Here is a 15,908-nt window from a genome sequence, read left to right on the forward strand (position 1 = left end):
GATCATGACCGTCGAAAGAATTTACGTTTTCAAACGCTTCGAGCGTTTCTGGCACTGGTCTCAGGCCACGCTCATCATCTTCATGCTGATCACCGGCTTCGAGGTGCATGGCTCTTACCACCTCTTCGGCTTCGGCAAGGCGGTGGAACTGCACACCCTCTCTGCCTGGACGCTGATCGGCCTGTGGGTGTTCGCCATCTTCTGGCACTTCACCACGGGCGAGTGGAAGCAGTACATCCCGACCACGGACAAGGTGGTTGCCATGATCAAGTTCTATTCGGTCGGCATCTTCACCAATGCGCCGCATCCATTCAAGGCGACCACGCTGAAAAAACACAACCCCCTGCAACGCCTGGCCTACCTCGGGGTGCTGCTGTTCATCGGGCCGCTGCTCTGGTTCTCGGGCTGGTTCTACCTGTTCTTTAGTGACTGGGGCGCGTGGGGCGTGGACAAATACGTGTCCCTGGAGTGGGTGGCTTTCTTCCACACCGCCGGCGCGTTCATGATGCTGTTGTTCCTGATCGCCCACGTCTACCTGACCACCGCCGGCCATACGCCAACGTCGCACATCAAGGCGATGATCACCGGCTGGGAAGAAGTGGAATAAGAAGCCTAACCTGACAAACAAAAAAGGCCGCTAGTTTTAGCGGCCTTTTTATTGCTGCATGAATGCAATCAGCACCGATGAATACCTCGTCAGGCACTAACTTCAACTTCTGAAAACGACATATAACAATCATTCAGGGTGCCCACGATATTGTGGCTGCCACCCTGTACCATGTCGCGCCAATATACATTCTTACAATTCCTTAATCTTTGCCGGTGCACGGAATCAGGGTGATGCGCGTTATTCAAGCAAACGCACACATCACTTGATAAGGAGTAAACCATGAACAGGCTTTTGATTCCTGCATTGATTGCCACGGCAGTTTTCAGCGCCAATGCTTTCGCGCACGACGACGGGGATGGCGACCGCTGGGAGCACCAACGCCACCACCGCCGGGTGGAGCACGTGGTCGTACAACACGTCTACGAGGAGCCCGAGGTCATCTACCAGGCGCCGCCGGTGGTTTATCGCGAACGCATCGTGTACCGCGACCGTCCTGTCTATTATGAAGCCGAGCCGCGCTACTACGAGCGGTCAGCCCCTTATCCGGGGAGCAGCTCGAACCGATTGATTGGCCAGGCTATTGGCGCGATTGCCGGTGGCGCCCTTGGCAATCAGGTCGGCAGGGGCAACGGGCGAATCGCCGCCACCGCGATTGGCGCGGTCATTGGGAGCACGATCGGTGGAAACGTCGCCTATACCGATTACTAATCTGCAAGTTAATAGGGTTAGCCCCTGAGGTTTCCGACCGGTGAGTGAGCGGGAATGGGTATCCAATCGTCGATTGGACGGACTTGGTGTTTTCCGAAACGCAGGCACCCTCAGGCCCTGAGAAAGGCGAATTCGCGACGGTAAGGCAGAAGTTATTAACTACAACCTGATTAGAGTAAATGCTGCTAAAAGTTGGCTTACTCATGCAACGTAGCTATAACAAATATTTACCCACAGCGCGCTTGCAACGATGAGATATTCGATTACCTATCGTTCGGGTTTTAACGCAGAATTGGAGCGGCAATCGCTGATTGCAGGGCTGCTTGCTCCGAATGCCGCGATTTCTCCCAAATATTTCTATGATGAGCTGGGTAGTCTGCTCTACCTGGCTATTTGCAGGCTTCCAGAGTACTACCTGACGCGAACCGAGGCATCGATTTTCACGCAGAACAGGGAAGCCATTACCGGCGCTATCGGCACCGGCAAGCAACTGGTCGATCTTGGAGCCGGAGACTGCCGCAAGGCTGCAGAGTGGTTCCACTTCCTCAAGCCCAGCCGCTATTTCGCCGTGGACATTGCTGAAGCGCATCTTGAGCACTCTCTCGGGCGTCTGGCAGAAGAATTCCCCGATACAGAAATTGTCGGCATCGTCATGGATATCGCTACGGGACTGCAACTGGATGGCGACTTGGGCACGCAGCCAGCCACTTTTTTTTACCCGGGGTCGAGCATTGGAAATTTTGCACCGGGATCGGCGTTGCAGCTGTTGGGCCAAATTCGCACCCATTGCCATGCGCCGGGCAGCGGTCTGTTGATTGGCGTAGATGCCAAGAAAGATGCGGCACGCCTGAATGCAGCCTATGCCGATCCCTTGGGTGTCACGGCATCGTTCAACCTGAACATTCTCAATCACATCAACCGGCTGATCGGTTCGGATTTCGACTTGAATAATTTCCGGCATATTGGGTTTTACAATGAATCCATGGGGCGCGTGGAAATGCATCTTGAGGCCCGGACGGATTGCGTGGTACGCATTGCCGACAGCAACCGGGAATTCGCTGCCGGGGAACGGATACACACCGAGAATTCATACAAGTATGCACGCCACGAATTCGAGTCCCTCCTGCAACAGGCAGGCTTCACCACGATCCAGTGCTGGCAGGACAACGTTCAGGATTTCTGTGTTTTCTACGCCGCATGAATACCCGCTTACCAGTACTCGACCTTAACGACATCAACCAGCTCCGCGCCGCGCTGCTTGACACGCGCGAATGGACTTTAGCCCTCTATTCCCACCTCACGCCGATGCAGTGGCAAGTGCCATACCTCACTATCATCAACCCGCCGCGGTGGGAAATCGGCCATGTTGGCTGGTTCCAGGAGTATTGGTGTTTGCGGCAGCGGCAGGATACTGCACCGCTGCCGTCCCGCTTGAAGAATGCCGACCGGCTGTTCGATTCCCGTCATGTCCCACACGCCGAACGCTGGAATTTACCCCTGCCGAAATGGGAGGATCTCCTGCGCTATCTGGAAACCGTGCTGCAAGATACTTTTGCCGCATTGGACAGGAGCACTCCGGAGGAACGCTATTTTTTCAAGCTGGCCCTATTTCATGAGGACATGCACACCGAGGCAATGCTGATGACACTGCAAACGCTGGGTTATCCTGCTCCGGCCATGCCATCGTTGAGCTTGCCACCTGTTGCGGCACAACCCGCCGTAGGAGAGGTGTTTCTGGCTGGAGGCGCATTCTGCCTCGGTACACCACCCGAACAGGATTTTGCCTTCGACAATGAAAAATGGGCGCATCCGGTAACGCTCCCAGCTTTTTCAGTTTCATCCACAACAGTGACGAACAAATCATTTGCCGATTTTGTCGACGCGGGTGGCTACCATTTGCGCGAATTCTGGTCAGACACGGGATGGCAGTGGCGGGAAGCCCAGAAGGCCGAGTTTCCCCGTTACTGGCGCAAAGATGGCGGAAGCTGGCTGGTGCGACGATTCGACCAGTGGCGGGCGCTTCCCGAGGAAGAACCCATCATGCACGTGAATTACCATGAGGCAGAAGCGTGGTGCCGCTGGGCAGGGCGCCGGCTGCCCAGCGAAGCGGAATGGGAATACGCCGCTCGTGCAGGTCACAAAGAAGGCGTCGACCGTTATCCTTGGGGCAACACACGACTCTCCTCCGGCCAGACTTCCCTGGATAACGTATTTTCAGGGCCGGTTCCGGCAAAGGCATTAGCTCAAACTGACTCGCCGACCGGATTGCGGCAAATGATCGGCAACGTGTGGGAATGGACATCCTCGCCCTTCGCGCCTTATCCGGGCTTTATCCCCGATCCCTACAAGGAGTACTCGGAACCCTGGTTCCATACCCATCAAGTCATGCGCGGCGGATCATTCTGTACGCGCTCCAGGTTGGTTCACAACCGTTTCAGGAATTTCTACACGCCCGAAAGAAGCGATATGTTTGTCGGTTTTAGAAGTTGCGCGACGCGTTAAGCGGGAAGACGCAAGAAAATATTGCCAGAATATCCGGAAAAAAAGCCTTGTCGTGGCTTACTCCCGCTGCAAATGCGCGTACGGCGGCAGGGTCTGCAGCCGCGTGTCGGTGAGTGCGCCGCCCACGGTGAAGTGATACAGGCTTTGCAGCCAGCGGCCTTTAATGCCCAACAGGTCGTGCACGCCGTCGTCGAAGAAGCAGCCGATGCCGGTGCCGCGCACGCCGGCAGCCTCCGCTTCCAGGTAGAGCACCTGGCCCAGAATGCCGGCTTCCCAAAAAAGTTGTCGATAGGTCCACGGTCCTTGGGCTAGTGCGCTTTCATATTCGGCCAGCATGCCCAGGCTGAAGGCGCTGTCGGCGGCGATGCCCTGGTGGCAGGACAAGGCCTTGGCGGCGTTGCGGGCGTCGGCCGCCACCACCCTGAACAATCGCAGGTGCACGGGGCAGCCCTCTACCCGCTCCCACTGGAATTCGCCGGAGAGTTCGGCGCGCATTTTGGCTTCGACCTGGTCATTGCGCAGAAACAGGTAGACGCCGGGCACCAGATCTTCAACCCGGTGGACGAACAGGGCCAGGTGCAGGCGCGGCGGCCAGGCGATGGCGTCCCATGGCGGCACATGCTCGCGCGGCAGGGTCATGTCGAGCAGGCGGTAGAAGGCGGCGGCGGAAATGGAAGTGACGCCGTCGAATTCCTGCGCGCTGCGGCGCTGCTTGATGATCTCCATCGCACCGGCCTGGCATGTGCTGGAGATGGGCTCGGGCAGGCTGGGCATTTGCCAGGCAGATACTTCCGTTCGGGGCTTGTAGCTGGCCTCGGCCACTTCCTCGATGACCGGCCAATCATGGCCATGGTGGGGAGAAAGCGTATTGGCTTGGCCGGCCCAGCAGCCCGTGGCGGCGGCGTGCAGGAGAGGTGCGGGATCGATCTCGCCCGGTATGGGCTGGGTAGAGATCAACAGCATGAGCTCTGGGTGTTCGTGTTCGGCCGTGCCAAAGTCGGCCGCACGGTCCAGGCCCAGGAGGCCGGCGATGTCGGCATCGCCCCAGTTGCCGAGCAGTTGCGCCTGCCAGCCGAGTGCGGCCGAGGCATAGCGGGCGGCAGCGATGGCGTGGCCGGCATCGTGCTGGCAATAGCGGAAGGCGCGCTCGCCGTATTTCCAGGCCTCGCGCCAGTGGATGGCGGAGAGACCCAAAAGGAAGGTGCCGGCGGGCAACAAGGCCTCGGCCGCAGCGAATCCGCAGCGTTGTTCCAGTACGTGATCGCGGCTGAGGTAGTGGTGCACGCCGTCGGCAATGCCGGCGCAGCCATGCACTACGACATAGGCCTCGGTGGGGTGCAGGTTGCCGCTGGAGGGGTTACAGCGCAGCGCCCAGCGGGTGTCGCCGTATTGCTTCCAGGCGGAAAGGCCGAAGGCCAGTTCCAGCAAGGCGGCGATGCTGCCGAGTTTAAGCGGCTGCGATGCGATGCGGCCGGCTGCGTAAAGATCGACGTAGCGAGCCTGCCGAATGGCGCTGGCTTCGGTTAGCAGCGGCAACGGTAATTGCGGACTGCCGGCATAGGTGCGAAAGGGGTCCGGCTGCGTGGCCCAGTCCAGGTCGCCGGGGCCGGCGGCATAGCGCTGAAAGTGGTGCTTGGTCCGTTCGTGATAGTCGAGGACGCTGGCGAGGAGGTCGGTCATGGGTGGGAGCGAGTCTTTATTGGGGTACCTGGCCCAACCTCTACACTGTCACACCGGCGGAAGCCGGAGTCCAGTTTAGTGAATCGCTGGATTCTGGCTTTTGCCCACTGCTGTCCGCAGTGTCGGGGCAGATACCGCCTTGAATTCAACGTCATAAAAAAGGTAACAGGTGCATTATGCTCCTGTTTTGGCCCGTCAACTATGGCCGTGAAGCCAAGGATTTGCAGTCCTCAATGACTGGTTCTGGCACATTGCGACCTCCTTCAACGGCAGATTCCGGATACTGTATTTGCCCATTCAGCTTATTTATTTTCCCGATTTCGCCGCCACGTCACGCAAGAAGGGCAGATACTGCGACCAGCCTTCGATCGGTCCGACATGAGAAAACACCACGATGCCATAACTGTCGAGGACATAGGTAGTGGGGAAAGCGACCGCCATTCTGCGATCGGGAATGGTCTTGCCGTTGGCCAGAGTCAAAGACTCGGTGCCCATCTCTTTAACCCCGGAGTCATGCAAAGGCAGGGTTAAATGCTGTTGCTGCGCCCACTGGCGTGCGGTGGCAAAATCCTCCCGCATCTGCAGCAGGACTAGCTGCACGCCGGATGAGGCGCCCAGTTCCTGATGGAGCTTCTGCAACTCCGGCATTTCGCGCCGGCAGGGCGGACACCATGTGCCCCAGAAATGCAGCACGGTCACCTTGCCGCGCAGATCGGACACCTTCATCGACTTGCCGGAGGGGCTCCTGATGGCGAGATCGAAGAAGCGGTCGCCGCGCTCCTTGCCGATGTGCGCCCTGGCCGCTTCCGCGCGGCTCAGATAGGGTCCCCACAATGTGGCCCACCGCCGGGCATCGAACACCACCTTGTCATCGACGGCATAAGGCACGCAGGGCTGCTCAGTTCCTTGCTGGCACTCCTGAATCGCCCCTTCGACAGCCGAATCAGTTGTCGGCTCAGCGCCTTTCCAGGCCCATGCGCCACCTGGCGCGATCACGAAGGCGCGATGCTTCCCCGCTGCAAGAAATTCCCTGAACCCCTCCTTGCCCCGGCTGTCGAGATGAGGGATGGCCTCGGCATCGTTCGGTTTTGCCGCAATCGCAGGCAGGCAGGCCAGGCACGCCGCTACGACCGCCAAACGTAACAGGGTTTGGATTACCCTATTCATTCGCCGAGCAGGTGCAAAATCACCCTGCGGCTCTGTGATTCGTAACGGTGCTCGTAGAGAAAGACGCCCTGCCAGGCGCCCAGCATCGGAGCGCCGCCGACAACCGGGATGGCAAGGTGGATCTGGGTCAGCGCAGTGCGGGCGTGGGCTGACATATCGTCCTTCCCTTCCTGGCGGTGCTGGAAAATCGGGTCTCCGTCCGGCACCAGTCGCGCGAGAAACCGCTCCAGATCGGCCTGCACGGTCGGATCTGCATTCTCCTGAATGAGCAGGCTGGCCGATGTGTGCTGGACGAACACCGTCAGCAGACCCGCCTGGATGCCCGTCGAACTCACCCAGTCGCGCAGCTCGTGGGTGAATTCATACAGGCCGCGGCCTTGGGAAGAAGAAACAGTCAGTTGTTGGTGTGCTTGGCGCATAAGAACTCAATAACAAAGCCGGCAAGTCTGTATTTTACCTCCTTGCCGGCCGATACTGCCATGAAAAATCAGGCTTTGACGAACGTGAATCTTCCGTCCTTGAAGTCGGCTTTGATGGTGTCCTTGGCCGCGAAGTGTCCGGCCAGGATTTCCCGCGCCAGGGCATTTTCCAGATGCGCCTGGATCGCCCGCTTCAGGGGCCGCGCACCGAATACCGGGTCGAAGCCGGCCGCGGCCAGTTCGGTCAGCGCCGCGTCCGACACCTCCAGCTTCATCTCCATGGCCGCCAGGCGCTGGGTCAGATACTGCAACTGGATGCCGGCGATGGACTTGATGTGCTCCTCGTCCAGAGCATGGAACACCACCACTTCGTCGATGCGGTTGATGAATTCCGGCCGGAAATAGCTTTTCACCTCGGCCATCACCGCCAGCTTCACCACCTGGTAGTCGTCGCCCTCCATCTGCTGGATCATTTGCGACCCCAGGTTGGAGGTCATCACGATCACGGTGTTCTTGAAGTCCACGGTGCGGCCCTGGCCGTCGGTCATGCGACCGTCGTCGAGCACCTGCAGCAGGACGTTGAACACGTCAGGATGGGCCTTTTCCACCTCGTCGAGCAGGATCACGCTGTAAGGCTTGCGCCGCACCGCCTCGGTCAGGTAGCCGCCCTCCTCGTAGCCCACGTAGCCGGGCGGTGCGCCGATCAGGCGCGCGACGGAATGTCGCTCCATGAACTCCGACATGTCGATGCGGATCAAATGATCCTCCGAATCGAACAGGAATCCGGCCAGCGCCTTGCACAGCTCGGTCTTGCCGACGCCGGTGGGGCCGAGAAACAGGAACGATCCATACGGCCGGTTGGGATCGCCCAAGCCAGCACGCGAACGCCGGATAGCATCCGACACCAGATGCACCGCTTCGTCTTGGCCAACCACGCGCTGGTGCAGTTGGTCTTCCATTTTGAGCAGCTTGTCGCGCTCGCCTTCCATCATCTTGGAAACCGGGATACCGGTCGCACGCGACACCACCTCGGCGATTTCCTCCGCACCCACCTGGGTGCGCAGCAGCTGGTGCGCCGGCATGGCTTCCCCGGCCGTATCGGCGTGCTTCAGTTGCGCCTCCAACTGCGGAATTTTGCCGTACTGGATTTCGGAAACCTTCTGCCACTCGCCCTTGCGGGTAGCCGCTTCCATTTCCACCTTGAGGCGGTCCAGCTCTTCCTTGATATGCTGGCTGCCCTGCACTTGGGCCTTCTCGGCCTTCCAGATCTCTTCCAGGTCGTTGGACTCGCGCTGCAATTTGACGATCTCTTCATCGAGCAGGGCCAGACGCTTCCGCGAGGCCTCGTCTTTCTCCTTCTTCACCGCCTCGCGCTCGATCTTGAGCTGGATCAGGCGGCGGTCGAGCTTATCCATGACTTCCGGCTTGGAGTCGATTTCCATCCTGATCCGTGACGCGGCCTCGTCGATCAGGTCGATCGCTTTGTCGGGGAGGAAGCGGTCGGTGATGTAGCGGTGCGACAATTCCGCCGCCGCGATGATGGCCGGGTCCGTGATATCCACACCATGGTGCAGCTCGTATTTTTCCTGCAGGCCGCGCAGGATGGCGATGGTGTCCTCCACCGAGGGCTCGTCCACCAGCACCTTCTGGAATCGGCGTTCCAGGGCGGCGTCCTTCTCGACGTACTTGCGGTACTCGTCCAGCGTAGTGGCGCCGATGCAGTGCAGCTCGCCGCGCGCCAGGGCGGGCTTGAGCATGTTACCGGCGTCGATCGCGCCTTCCGCCTTGCCTGCGCCGACCATGGTGTGCAACTCGTCGATGAACAGGATGATGCGGCCCTCGTCCTGGCCAACTTCCTTGAGTACCGATTTCAGGCGCTCCTCGAATTCGCCACGGTATTTGGCGCCGGCCAGCAGGCCGGCCATGTCCAGCACCAGCACGCGCTTGCCCTTCATAGTTTCCGGCACCTCGCCGTTAACGATGCGCTGCGCCAGGCCTTCGACGATGGCGGTCTTGCCGACGCCGGGCTCGCCGATCAGCACCGGGTTGTTCTTGGTGCGCCGCTGCAACACCTGAATCGTGCGCCTGATCTCGTCGTCGCGGCCGATCACCGGATCGAGCTTGCCGAGTCGGGCACGCTCGGTCAGATCCAGGGTGTATTTTTTCAGGGCCTCGCGCTGTCCTTCGGCTTCGGCGTTGTTCACGGCTTCCCCTCCTCTGACGGCGTTGATGGCTTGTTCCAGCGCTTCCCGTGCAACCCCGCTCTCCTTCAGCAGGCGTCCGGTCTCGCCCTTGTCCTGGGCGGCAACCAGCAGGAAAATCTCCGAAGCGATGAACTGATCGCCGCGCTTTTGCGCCTCCTTGTCGGTGAGATTCAGGAGATTGTTCAGGTCGCGGGAAATGCTCACCTCGCCGCCATGCCCCTCGACCTTGGGCAGTCGCTCGATCGCCTTGTGCAGGGCGGGTTTCAGCGCGCCGACATTGCCCCCGGCGCGCTGCAGGATCGAAGAAGTGCCGCCGTCGTCTTGACCAAGCAGAGCCAGCAGCAGGTGCTGTGGTTCGATGAACTGGTTGTCCTGGCCGACCGCAAGGCTCTGCGCATCGCTCAAGGCCTGCTGGAACTTGGTGGTAAGCTTGTCGAAACGCATCGTCAATCCCTCTCAAGAATAAAATAGATATCAAGCTCTTATATAGGGAATTATCGGTGAATTTCAAGGATAAATTTGGATATTCCTCAAAAAATCAGACCGATGAGTCCTCACAGAACAATGAGTTTGCGCTACACTTGGCACGATGCAATCCGGGTGTATTCCATGATGATTTCCCGACTTTTCACTCTCTTATTATTGCTTTGCATCTCCGGCGTGTGGGCCGCACCCACCTCCCTGCGCACGTCCACGGGCTCAGAAATTTACCTGCGCACCTTTCCCGGCGAAGGAAACACCCTGATGCTGGGCTTTCCCTGCGACGAGGGCCTCGGCACCCAGGAAGCACGGGCATCCCAGTCGCTGTCCCGGATCGGGCTGGAGGCCTGGCTGCCGGACGTACTGGGCGCCCACTCCTTGCCGGCGGTGGCCAGCAGCATGGAACAGCTCCCCCCCATAGAAATCGCCGAGGTCATAGACCAGACCATCAAGCTGACCGGCAAGAAGGTGGTGCTGGTCACCACCGGGCGCGGCGCCCTGCCTATCCTCCAGGGAGCAAACATGTGGCTGAACCAGGCTACACCCCAAGATCGGGCCGCCCTGATCGGCATCATCCTGTTCAGCCCGGAACTCTATGCCGTCAAACCCGCACCCGGCGTGGAAGCCCGTTATCACAGCATCGTTTCGCAAACCTCCCTGCCGGTATTCATCTACCAAGGCCAGCGCTCCCCAGGACGGTGGTGGCTGGAACATCTCAAGGTCGAATTCGCCCGTGGCGGCAGCAAGGTCGCCAGCAAGGTATTGCCCAACGTGCGCGGTTTTTTCTACGCGGTGCAGGATCCCACGGACGAAGAAAGGGCGATGACCGACAGACTGCCCGAACTGATCCTGGATGCGATCAAACAACTGGAGTCTACCCAATGAAAAAACTGATTTTTTTCATTTCGTGCCTGTTCCTGCTTACCTCCGCACAGGCACAGGATCTGAAACCCTGGAAAGGCGGCCCCACCCCGCCGCTGGCGCTGAATGACCTCAATGGAAAACGCCACAAACTGGAGGATTACCGCGGCAAGGTGGTGATGGTGCAGTTCTGGGCCACGTACTGCCCGCCCTGCCTCAAGGAAATGCCCTCGATGGTGCGGCTGGAATCCAGGCTTGCAGGCAAACCCTTCGTTATTCTAGCCGTCAACATGGGGGAAACGAAGAATGAGATACTCGACTTCCAGAAAAAAGTGAACATGGATTTCACCGTCCTCATGGACAACGACGGCGAGGCGCTGTCCGCATGGAAAGTCTTTGTCGCGCCCTCATCCTTCCTGCTGGATACCCAAGGCAATATCCGTTACACCCTGCAAGGCGGCGCAGAATGGGACGCCCCTGAATACGTCGCAAAAATATCCGAATTGCTACCCCCCAAATGAACCTCTCCAGCCATCTGCTGGACGCCATCCGCCGCAACGTCGAGGCCGCACTGGCCGAGGATATCAGCAGCGGCGACCTGACCGCGCAGCTCATCCCGGCGGCGCAGGCGGCCCGCGCTTCTATCATCAGCCGCGAAGCGGCGGTGCTATGCGGCACGGCCTGGTTCGAAGCCTGCTTCCGAAAGCTGGACGCAAACATTGAAATCAAATGGTTCGCCCGCGACGGCGAAGCAGTTACCGCAGGGCAAACGCTGGCGAAAATTTGCGGCAATGCCCGCGCCATGCTCAGCGCAGAGCGCCCGGCACTGAATTTTCTGCAAACCCTGTCCGCCACGGCCACGGCCACGCGGCTGTATGTCGAAGCGGTCAGCAATACTCACACCAAAATTATGGACACCCGCAAGACCCTGCCCGGCCTGCGTCTGGCGCAAAAATACGCGGTCAAGTGCGGTGGAGGGGAAAACCAGCGCGTTGGCCTTTACGACGGCATCCTGATCAAGGAAAACCACATCATGGCAGCAGGCAGCATCCACGAGGTGCTGGCGCAGGCCGCGAAGATTGCGCCGCCGGGCGTATCGATACAGATCGAGGTGGAAAGCCTGGACGAACTGGAGCAGGCGCTGGAAGCCGGCGCCAGGTTGGTTCTACTGGATAATTTCAGCCTGGAACAAATGCGCGAGGCGGTGAAGGCAGCGGGCAGCCACGCCGAGCTGGAGGCTTCCGGCGGCATTACCCTGGAAGCCGTGCGCGCCGTGGCCGAAACCGGCGTGCATCGCATCTCCGTCGGCAGCCTGACCAAGGACATCAAGGCAGTGGATTTGTCGATGCGCTTTGCCGCACTGCCCGCTAATCCTCCCGCCTGCCCGGCGGGCCACAAGGTTTATCCGCGGTAGCCCAAGACCCGGGAGATTTCGTCGGCGGTTTCCTTGACCTTGCCGGCCCACTTGAAATTCACGCGATCGGCCGGCGCCGACACGGACAAACCGGCCACCACCTTAGCGGCAGAATCGTAGATGCCGGCACCGATGCAGCAGACGCCTCTTTCCGCCTCCTCGTCGTCGATGGCAAACCCGTCCCGGCTCGCTTCCTTGACCGCCTCTGCAAGCTTCTGCGCCGAGGTAATGGTGTTCTTGGTGAAAGCCGGCATGCCGCTGCGCCGGGCGTATTCCTCGCAGCCATGCGGGCCGTCCTGGGCAAGAAAAATCTTGCCGACGGCCGTGATATGGAGCGGGGCGCGGGTCCCGATTACCTGCACGACACGCATCATGGACTTGCCTCCCGACACGCGCTCGACATACACAATCTCGTCTCCCTGGCGCAGCGTCAGGTTTACGGTCTCGTCAAGTTCGTCGCGTAGTTTTTGCATGAAAGGCAAGGCAGCCTGCCGGACATTGAGGCGATCCTTGACCAGATTACCCAGTTCCAGCAGCTTGATGCCCAGTTGATAGCTGCTGGGTTCCACGCGCTCCACAAATCCTTTTTCCACCATTACGCCAAGAATGCGGTGGGCACTGGATGGATGCAAACCGGTCCGTATCGCCATCTGTTTCAGGCCGATGGGTTCGGCGTGGGCCGCCAATACGTTCAGCAATTTCATCATTCGGTCGATAACCTGTATCGACGATTTGGATTCAACTTCGCTCACAATTTCTGATCCTCTCAAACCGGATTCACCTGGATTTCTGTCGTGCTGACGTTGCATCATATGAAACATTAGATCATTATGCAAAATAATTTACCAACGGCAAAAGGGCATCAACCCGCTCAGCTTCGCCGTATGATTGGCCAACCGTAAGACACTGTTGTACCAAGGAGATAATACAATGCGCGTGGGTTTATTTGTCACCTGCCTTGTCGACGCGATGCGCCCCGGCATCGGCTTCGCTGCAATCAGGCTGCTTGAAGCTGCCGGCTGCGAAGTAGTCGTACCCAAAAATCAAACCTGCTGCGGCCAGCCCGCTTACAATTCCGGAGAAAGGGAAGCGACCAAAGCGCTGGCCCTGAAATTCCTCGGCGAATTCGAAGGGTGCGATTACGTCGTGGCACCTTCCGGCTCCTGTGCCGGCATGATCCGGGTACATTACCCCGAACTGTTCCGCGACGATCCCGCTGTTTTGGCCAGAATCTCCCCACTGAGCCAGCGCACCTACGAACTGACGGATTTCCTGGTCAACATAGCAAGGCTGGAGGAGGTTCCCGGACGCTTCCAGGGAACGCTGACCTACCATGATTCCTGCTCCGGACTGCGCGAACTGGGCGTGCAAATCCAGCCCCGCACCCTGCTGGCCAAAATGCCCGGCGTCACCCTGAAGGAAATGGTCGAATCCACCACCTGCTGCGGCTTCGGCGGAATGTTCTCGGTCAAGTTCGGCGACCTGTCTACGCGCATGGCGGACAACAAATGCGGCCACATCGAGGCGGCCGGCACCGACGCCATCGTCGGCGGCGACCTTGGCTGCTTGCTCAACATCGAGGGGCGGCTGCGCCGCCGTGGCAACCATATGACCAAGGTACTGCATATCGCGGAAGTGCTGGCCGGTCCCGAAGGGGAGGCATGATGCAAGTCTCCTCCATCAACTTCAAGCGTTATGTAAGCGAAAAGCTGAACGACGAAAATCTCCAGCAGGCCCTGTCGCGCCTGCAAACCCGTTTCGTCGGCGGACGCGCGGCGGTGATCGGCGAAATCGCCGATCTCGAGGCAAGCCGCACGGCGGCAGCGGCGATCCGTGACCGCGTGCTGCAGAACCTGGACCAGTGGCTGCTGCATTTCGAGCGGCAAGCCACCGCGCGCGGAGCCACAGTCCACTGGGCGGACACCGGCGCGGACGTCAACCGCATCGTCGCTGAAATCGCCGCCCTGCACGGCGTGCGCAAGGCGGCCAAATCCAAGTCCATGGTGAGCGAGGAATGCGGCCTGAACGAGGCGCTGGAAAGGCAGGGCATCGAGGTGGTCGAAACCGACCTGGGCGAATACATCCTGCAGCTCGCCCACGAACCGCCTTCCCACATCGTTGCGCCGGTGGTGCACAAAAGCAAGGAAGAGATTGCCGACCTGTTCGCGGAAAAACACCAGCGGCCGCGCAAAACCGACATTGCCGAGTTGTGCCGCGAGGCGCGGGAGATACTCCGCCCGGCGTTTCTATCCGCCGACATGGGCATTTCCGGCGCGAATTTCCTGATTGCGGAAACCGGTTCGGCCCTGATCGTCACCAACGAAGGCAACGGCCGCCTGGTGACCACGCTGCCGCGGGTGCATGTCGCCATCACCGGCATCGAGAAAGTGGTGCCGACGCTGGAAGACGTTACCACCCTGCTGCGTTTGCTGCCGCGTTCCGCCACCGGACAGTCGATCACCAATTACGTGTCGGTGCTGACCGGCAACAAAGGCGCCGCCGACCATGACGGCCCCGAACATTTTCACATCATCCTGGTGGACAACGGCCGCAGCAGCCTGCTGGGTGGCGAATTGCAGTCCATGCTGCGCTGCATCCGCTGCGGCGCCTGCATGAATCATTGCCCGGTTTACCAGAACATCGGCGGTCACGCCTATGGCTGGGTCTATCCGGGGCCGATGGGCTCGATCCTGACGCCGACCTTCGTCGGCCTGGAAAATGCGCCCGACCTGCCCAACGCCTCCACCCTGTGCGGCGCCTGCGGCGAGGTCTGCCCGGTAAAAATCCCCCTGCCTGACCTGTTGCGCCAGTTGCGCGAAAAGTTGGCGGAGCGGGGCTTGAAACCGTGGCAGGAGCGGGTCGCTCTCAGCCTTTGGTCATGGATGGCGCGACACCCGGCCGTCTATGCCCTGGCGACGAAAATCGCAGTCCGCGCACTGAAATATGCCGGCGGCGCAGATGGACTGTTGCATCGCCTGCCCGGCGCAAGCGGCTGGACCGATGGCCGCGACATGCCGGCCCCGGTGGGTAAAACCTTTCGCGAACTCTACCATCAAGGAAAACGACCATGAGCGACCGAGACAGAATTCTGGCGCGGATCGGCAAGGCCCTCGGCAGCAGTGAAGCAGCGCAAATAGACGCCCACCTCGCCACTCATGCGCGCGGGCCGGCACCGCCCCGGCTGGATAACCCGGTGGCGCACTTCAAGGAGCGCGCCCTCATGCTCTCCAGCGATGTGATGGAAGCCGCCAGCATGGCGGACGTTCCGGCGGTGCTCGCGCACCATCTCGCTGAACGCGGTTTGCCCAGCCAGGGCGTATGCTGGCCGGCTCTGGCAGATTTGCCGTGGCATGGCGCGGGGCTGGACATCGAGGCACGACCGGCGAATGACCGCGACTTGCTTGGCATTACCGGCGCCTTTTGCGCCATTGCCGAAACCGGCACCCTGATGCTGCTGTCCGGGCCGGAAACGCCGGCCAGCGCCAGCCTGCTGCCGGAAACCCATGTTGCGATAGTGGCAACAGGCCGCATCGTTGCCTCGATGGAAGATGCCTGGGACTTACTGCGCAGCGAATGCGAACGCCCGCCGCGCGCCGTCAATTTCATTTCCGGCCCCTCGCGCACAGCGGATATCGAGCAAACGGTCACGCTCGGAGCGCATGGCCCTTATCGAGTTGTGCTGATCCTGGTCGACAGTACAAAAATTGATTGATATATAAGACCAGTAGTGTCCGGTTAAAAGTCGAACAAATTTAGTTGGTTATAAAAGTCCGTCGGATCTGGGAACTGCCCACTGCCTGCGAAGGCTTGTGATAGCCGGGTTTTCTCAAAAACAGACACCGATAAAATCTGTAGCAAAGAGT

General features: G+C 59.8%; 15 protein-coding genes. 10 read left to right on the top strand and 5 right to left on the bottom strand.

Annotated features, from left to right (window positions below):
• The first annotated feature begins 4 nt into the window (after positions 1 to 4).
• The 4 genes from VMV64_RS09620 to senA all read left to right on the top strand — a co-directional run bounded on the left by VMV64_RS09620 (position 5) and on the right by senA (position 3,820).
• Complete coding sequence (locus tag VMV64_RS09620; protein WP_325329739.1) at positions 5 to 607, top strand: cytochrome b/b6 domain-containing protein; 603 nt, start codon at positions 5 to 7, stop codon at positions 605 to 607.
• Between the two features lie 282 nt (positions 608 to 889).
• The gene (locus VMV64_RS09625) at positions 890 to 1,318 is read left to right on the top strand and encodes a glycine zipper 2TM domain-containing protein (protein ID WP_325329740.1); all 429 of its coding nucleotides are present in this window, start codon (positions 890 to 892) and stop codon (positions 1,316 to 1,318) included.
• Positions 1,319 to 1,568: 250 nt separating this feature from the next.
• Positions 1,569 to 2,519: an L-histidine N(alpha)-methyltransferase gene (egtD, locus tag VMV64_RS09630; protein WP_325329741.1), complete on the top strand. Its 951-nt coding sequence runs from the start codon at positions 1,569 to 1,571 to the stop codon at positions 2,517 to 2,519.
• Complete coding sequence (gene senA / locus VMV64_RS09635; protein WP_325329742.1) at positions 2,516 to 3,820, top strand: selenoneine synthase SenA; 1,305 nt, start codon at positions 2,516 to 2,518, stop codon at positions 3,818 to 3,820. The genes egtD and senA overlap by 4 nt, the downstream gene beginning before the upstream one ends.
• Before the next feature lie 57 nt (positions 3,821 to 3,877).
• Here senA and VMV64_RS09640 read toward each other — a convergent pair whose 3' ends face one another.
• The 4 genes from VMV64_RS09640 to clpB form a co-directional block, all read right to left on the bottom strand.
• The gene (locus VMV64_RS09640) at positions 3,878 to 5,500 is read right to left on the bottom strand and encodes a SagB/ThcOx family dehydrogenase (RefSeq protein WP_325329743.1); all 1,623 of its coding nucleotides are present in this window, start codon (positions 5,498 to 5,500) and stop codon (positions 3,878 to 3,880) included.
• A gap of 306 nt (positions 5,501 to 5,806) precedes the next feature.
• A complete protein-coding gene (locus VMV64_RS09645) occupies positions 5,807 to 6,667 on the bottom strand; it encodes a TlpA disulfide reductase family protein (protein WP_325329744.1) in 861 nt (286 codons plus the stop codon).
• Entirely contained in the window at positions 6,664 to 7,086 is a 423-nt protein-coding gene (locus VMV64_RS09650) for a secondary thiamine-phosphate synthase enzyme YjbQ (protein ID WP_325329745.1), read from the bottom strand. The genes VMV64_RS09645 and VMV64_RS09650 overlap by 4 nt, the downstream gene beginning before the upstream one ends.
• Positions 7,087 to 7,154: 68 nt before the next feature.
• Positions 7,155 to 9,734, bottom strand: coding sequence for an ATP-dependent chaperone ClpB (clpB, locus tag VMV64_RS09655; protein ID WP_325329746.1), 2,580 nt, complete (start codon positions 9,732 to 9,734; stop codon positions 7,155 to 7,157).
• 165 nt (positions 9,735 to 9,899) lie between these two features.
• Here clpB and VMV64_RS09660 point away from each other — a divergent pair, with 165 nt between their 5' ends.
• The 3 genes from VMV64_RS09660 to nadC are packed head-to-tail and all read left to right on the top strand — an operon-like array spanning position 9,900 to position 12,045.
• Entirely contained in the window at positions 9,900 to 10,655 is a 756-nt protein-coding gene (locus VMV64_RS09660; RefSeq protein WP_325329747.1) for a hypothetical protein, read from the top strand.
• Positions 10,652 to 11,152, top strand: coding sequence for a TlpA disulfide reductase family protein (locus VMV64_RS09665; protein ID WP_325329748.1), 501 nt, complete (start codon positions 10,652 to 10,654; stop codon positions 11,150 to 11,152). Before VMV64_RS09660 ends, VMV64_RS09665 begins: the two co-directional genes overlap by 4 nt.
• Positions 11,149 to 12,045 carry a carboxylating nicotinate-nucleotide diphosphorylase gene (nadC, locus tag VMV64_RS09670; protein ID WP_325329749.1) on the top strand — a complete coding sequence of 299 codons (897 nt, stop codon included), beginning with the start codon at positions 11,149 to 11,151 and terminating at the stop codon, positions 12,043 to 12,045. Before VMV64_RS09665 ends, nadC begins: the two co-directional genes overlap by 4 nt.
• On the opposite strand, the gene VMV64_RS09675 is transcribed toward nadC, so the two are convergent.
• Entirely contained in the window at positions 12,033 to 12,752 is a 720-nt protein-coding gene (locus VMV64_RS09675; RefSeq protein ID WP_325329750.1) for an IclR family transcriptional regulator, read from the bottom strand. The two genes, nadC and VMV64_RS09675, sit on opposite strands and share 13 nt — an antisense overlap.
• A 223-nt stretch (positions 12,753 to 12,975) precedes the next feature.
• Between VMV64_RS09675 and VMV64_RS09680 the strand changes: the two genes are divergently transcribed.
• Genes VMV64_RS09680 through VMV64_RS09690 form a run of 3 tightly spaced genes read left to right on the top strand, consistent with a single transcriptional unit; the run spans position 12,976 to position 15,757 of the window.
• The gene (locus VMV64_RS09680; protein ID WP_325329751.1) at positions 12,976 to 13,710 is read left to right on the top strand and encodes a (Fe-S)-binding protein; all 735 of its coding nucleotides are present in this window, start codon (positions 12,976 to 12,978) and stop codon (positions 13,708 to 13,710) included.
• A complete protein-coding gene (locus VMV64_RS09685) occupies positions 13,707 to 15,116 on the top strand; it encodes a LutB/LldF family L-lactate oxidation iron-sulfur protein (protein ID WP_325329752.1) in 1,410 nt (469 codons plus the stop codon). The genes VMV64_RS09680 and VMV64_RS09685 overlap by 4 nt, the downstream gene beginning before the upstream one ends.
• Positions 15,113 to 15,757: a lactate utilization protein C gene (locus VMV64_RS09690; protein ID WP_325329753.1), complete on the top strand. Its 645-nt coding sequence runs from the start codon at positions 15,113 to 15,115 to the stop codon at positions 15,755 to 15,757. The genes VMV64_RS09685 and VMV64_RS09690 overlap by 4 nt, the downstream gene beginning before the upstream one ends.
• The last annotated feature ends 151 nt before the right edge of the window (positions 15,758 to 15,908 follow it).

Source organism: Sulfuricella sp. (genome assembly GCF_035531155.1).
Taxonomy (GTDB): Bacteria; Pseudomonadota; Gammaproteobacteria; order Burkholderiales; family Sulfuricellaceae; genus Sulfuricella.

Bases quoted from the DNA above. Each gene is read 5' to 3' on its own strand.
- egtD (WP_325329741.1), top strand. From the start codon at position 1,569: ATGAGATATTCGATTACCTATCGTTCGGGTTTTAACGCAGAATTGGAG.
- VMV64_RS09640 (WP_325329743.1), bottom strand. From the start codon at position 5,500: ATGACCGACCTCCTCGCCAGCGTCCTCGACTATCACGAACGGACCAAG.
- VMV64_RS09690 (WP_325329753.1), top strand. From the start codon at position 15,113: ATGAGCGACCGAGACAGAATTCTGGCGCGGATCGGCAAGGCCCTCGGC.
- clpB (WP_325329746.1), bottom strand. From the start codon at position 9,734: ATGCGTTTCGACAAGCTTACCACCAAGTTCCAGCAGGCCTTGAGCGAT.
- VMV64_RS09620 (WP_325329739.1), top strand. From the start codon at position 5: ATGACCGTCGAAAGAATTTACGTTTTCAAACGCTTCGAGCGTTTCTGG.
- VMV64_RS09665 (WP_325329748.1), top strand. From the start codon at position 10,652: ATGAAAAAACTGATTTTTTTCATTTCGTGCCTGTTCCTGCTTACCTCC.
- senA (WP_325329742.1), top strand. From the start codon at position 2,516: ATGAATACCCGCTTACCAGTACTCGACCTTAACGACATCAACCAGCTC.
- VMV64_RS09645 (WP_325329744.1), bottom strand. From the start codon at position 6,667: ATGAATAGGGTAATCCAAACCCTGTTACGTTTGGCGGTCGTAGCGGCG.
- VMV64_RS09660 (WP_325329747.1), top strand. From the start codon at position 9,900: ATGATGATTTCCCGACTTTTCACTCTCTTATTATTGCTTTGCATCTCC.
- VMV64_RS09675 (WP_325329750.1), bottom strand. From the start codon at position 12,752: ATGATGAAATTGCTGAACGTATTGGCGGCCCACGCCGAACCCATCGGC.
- VMV64_RS09680 (WP_325329751.1), top strand. From the start codon at position 12,976: ATGCGCGTGGGTTTATTTGTCACCTGCCTTGTCGACGCGATGCGCCCC.
- VMV64_RS09625 (WP_325329740.1), top strand. From the start codon at position 890: ATGAACAGGCTTTTGATTCCTGCATTGATTGCCACGGCAGTTTTCAGC.
- nadC (WP_325329749.1), top strand. From the start codon at position 11,149: ATGAACCTCTCCAGCCATCTGCTGGACGCCATCCGCCGCAACGTCGAG.
- VMV64_RS09685 (WP_325329752.1), top strand. From the start codon at position 13,707: ATGATGCAAGTCTCCTCCATCAACTTCAAGCGTTATGTAAGCGAAAAG.
- VMV64_RS09650 (WP_325329745.1), bottom strand. From the start codon at position 7,086: ATGCGCCAAGCACACCAACAACTGACTGTTTCTTCTTCCCAAGGCCGC.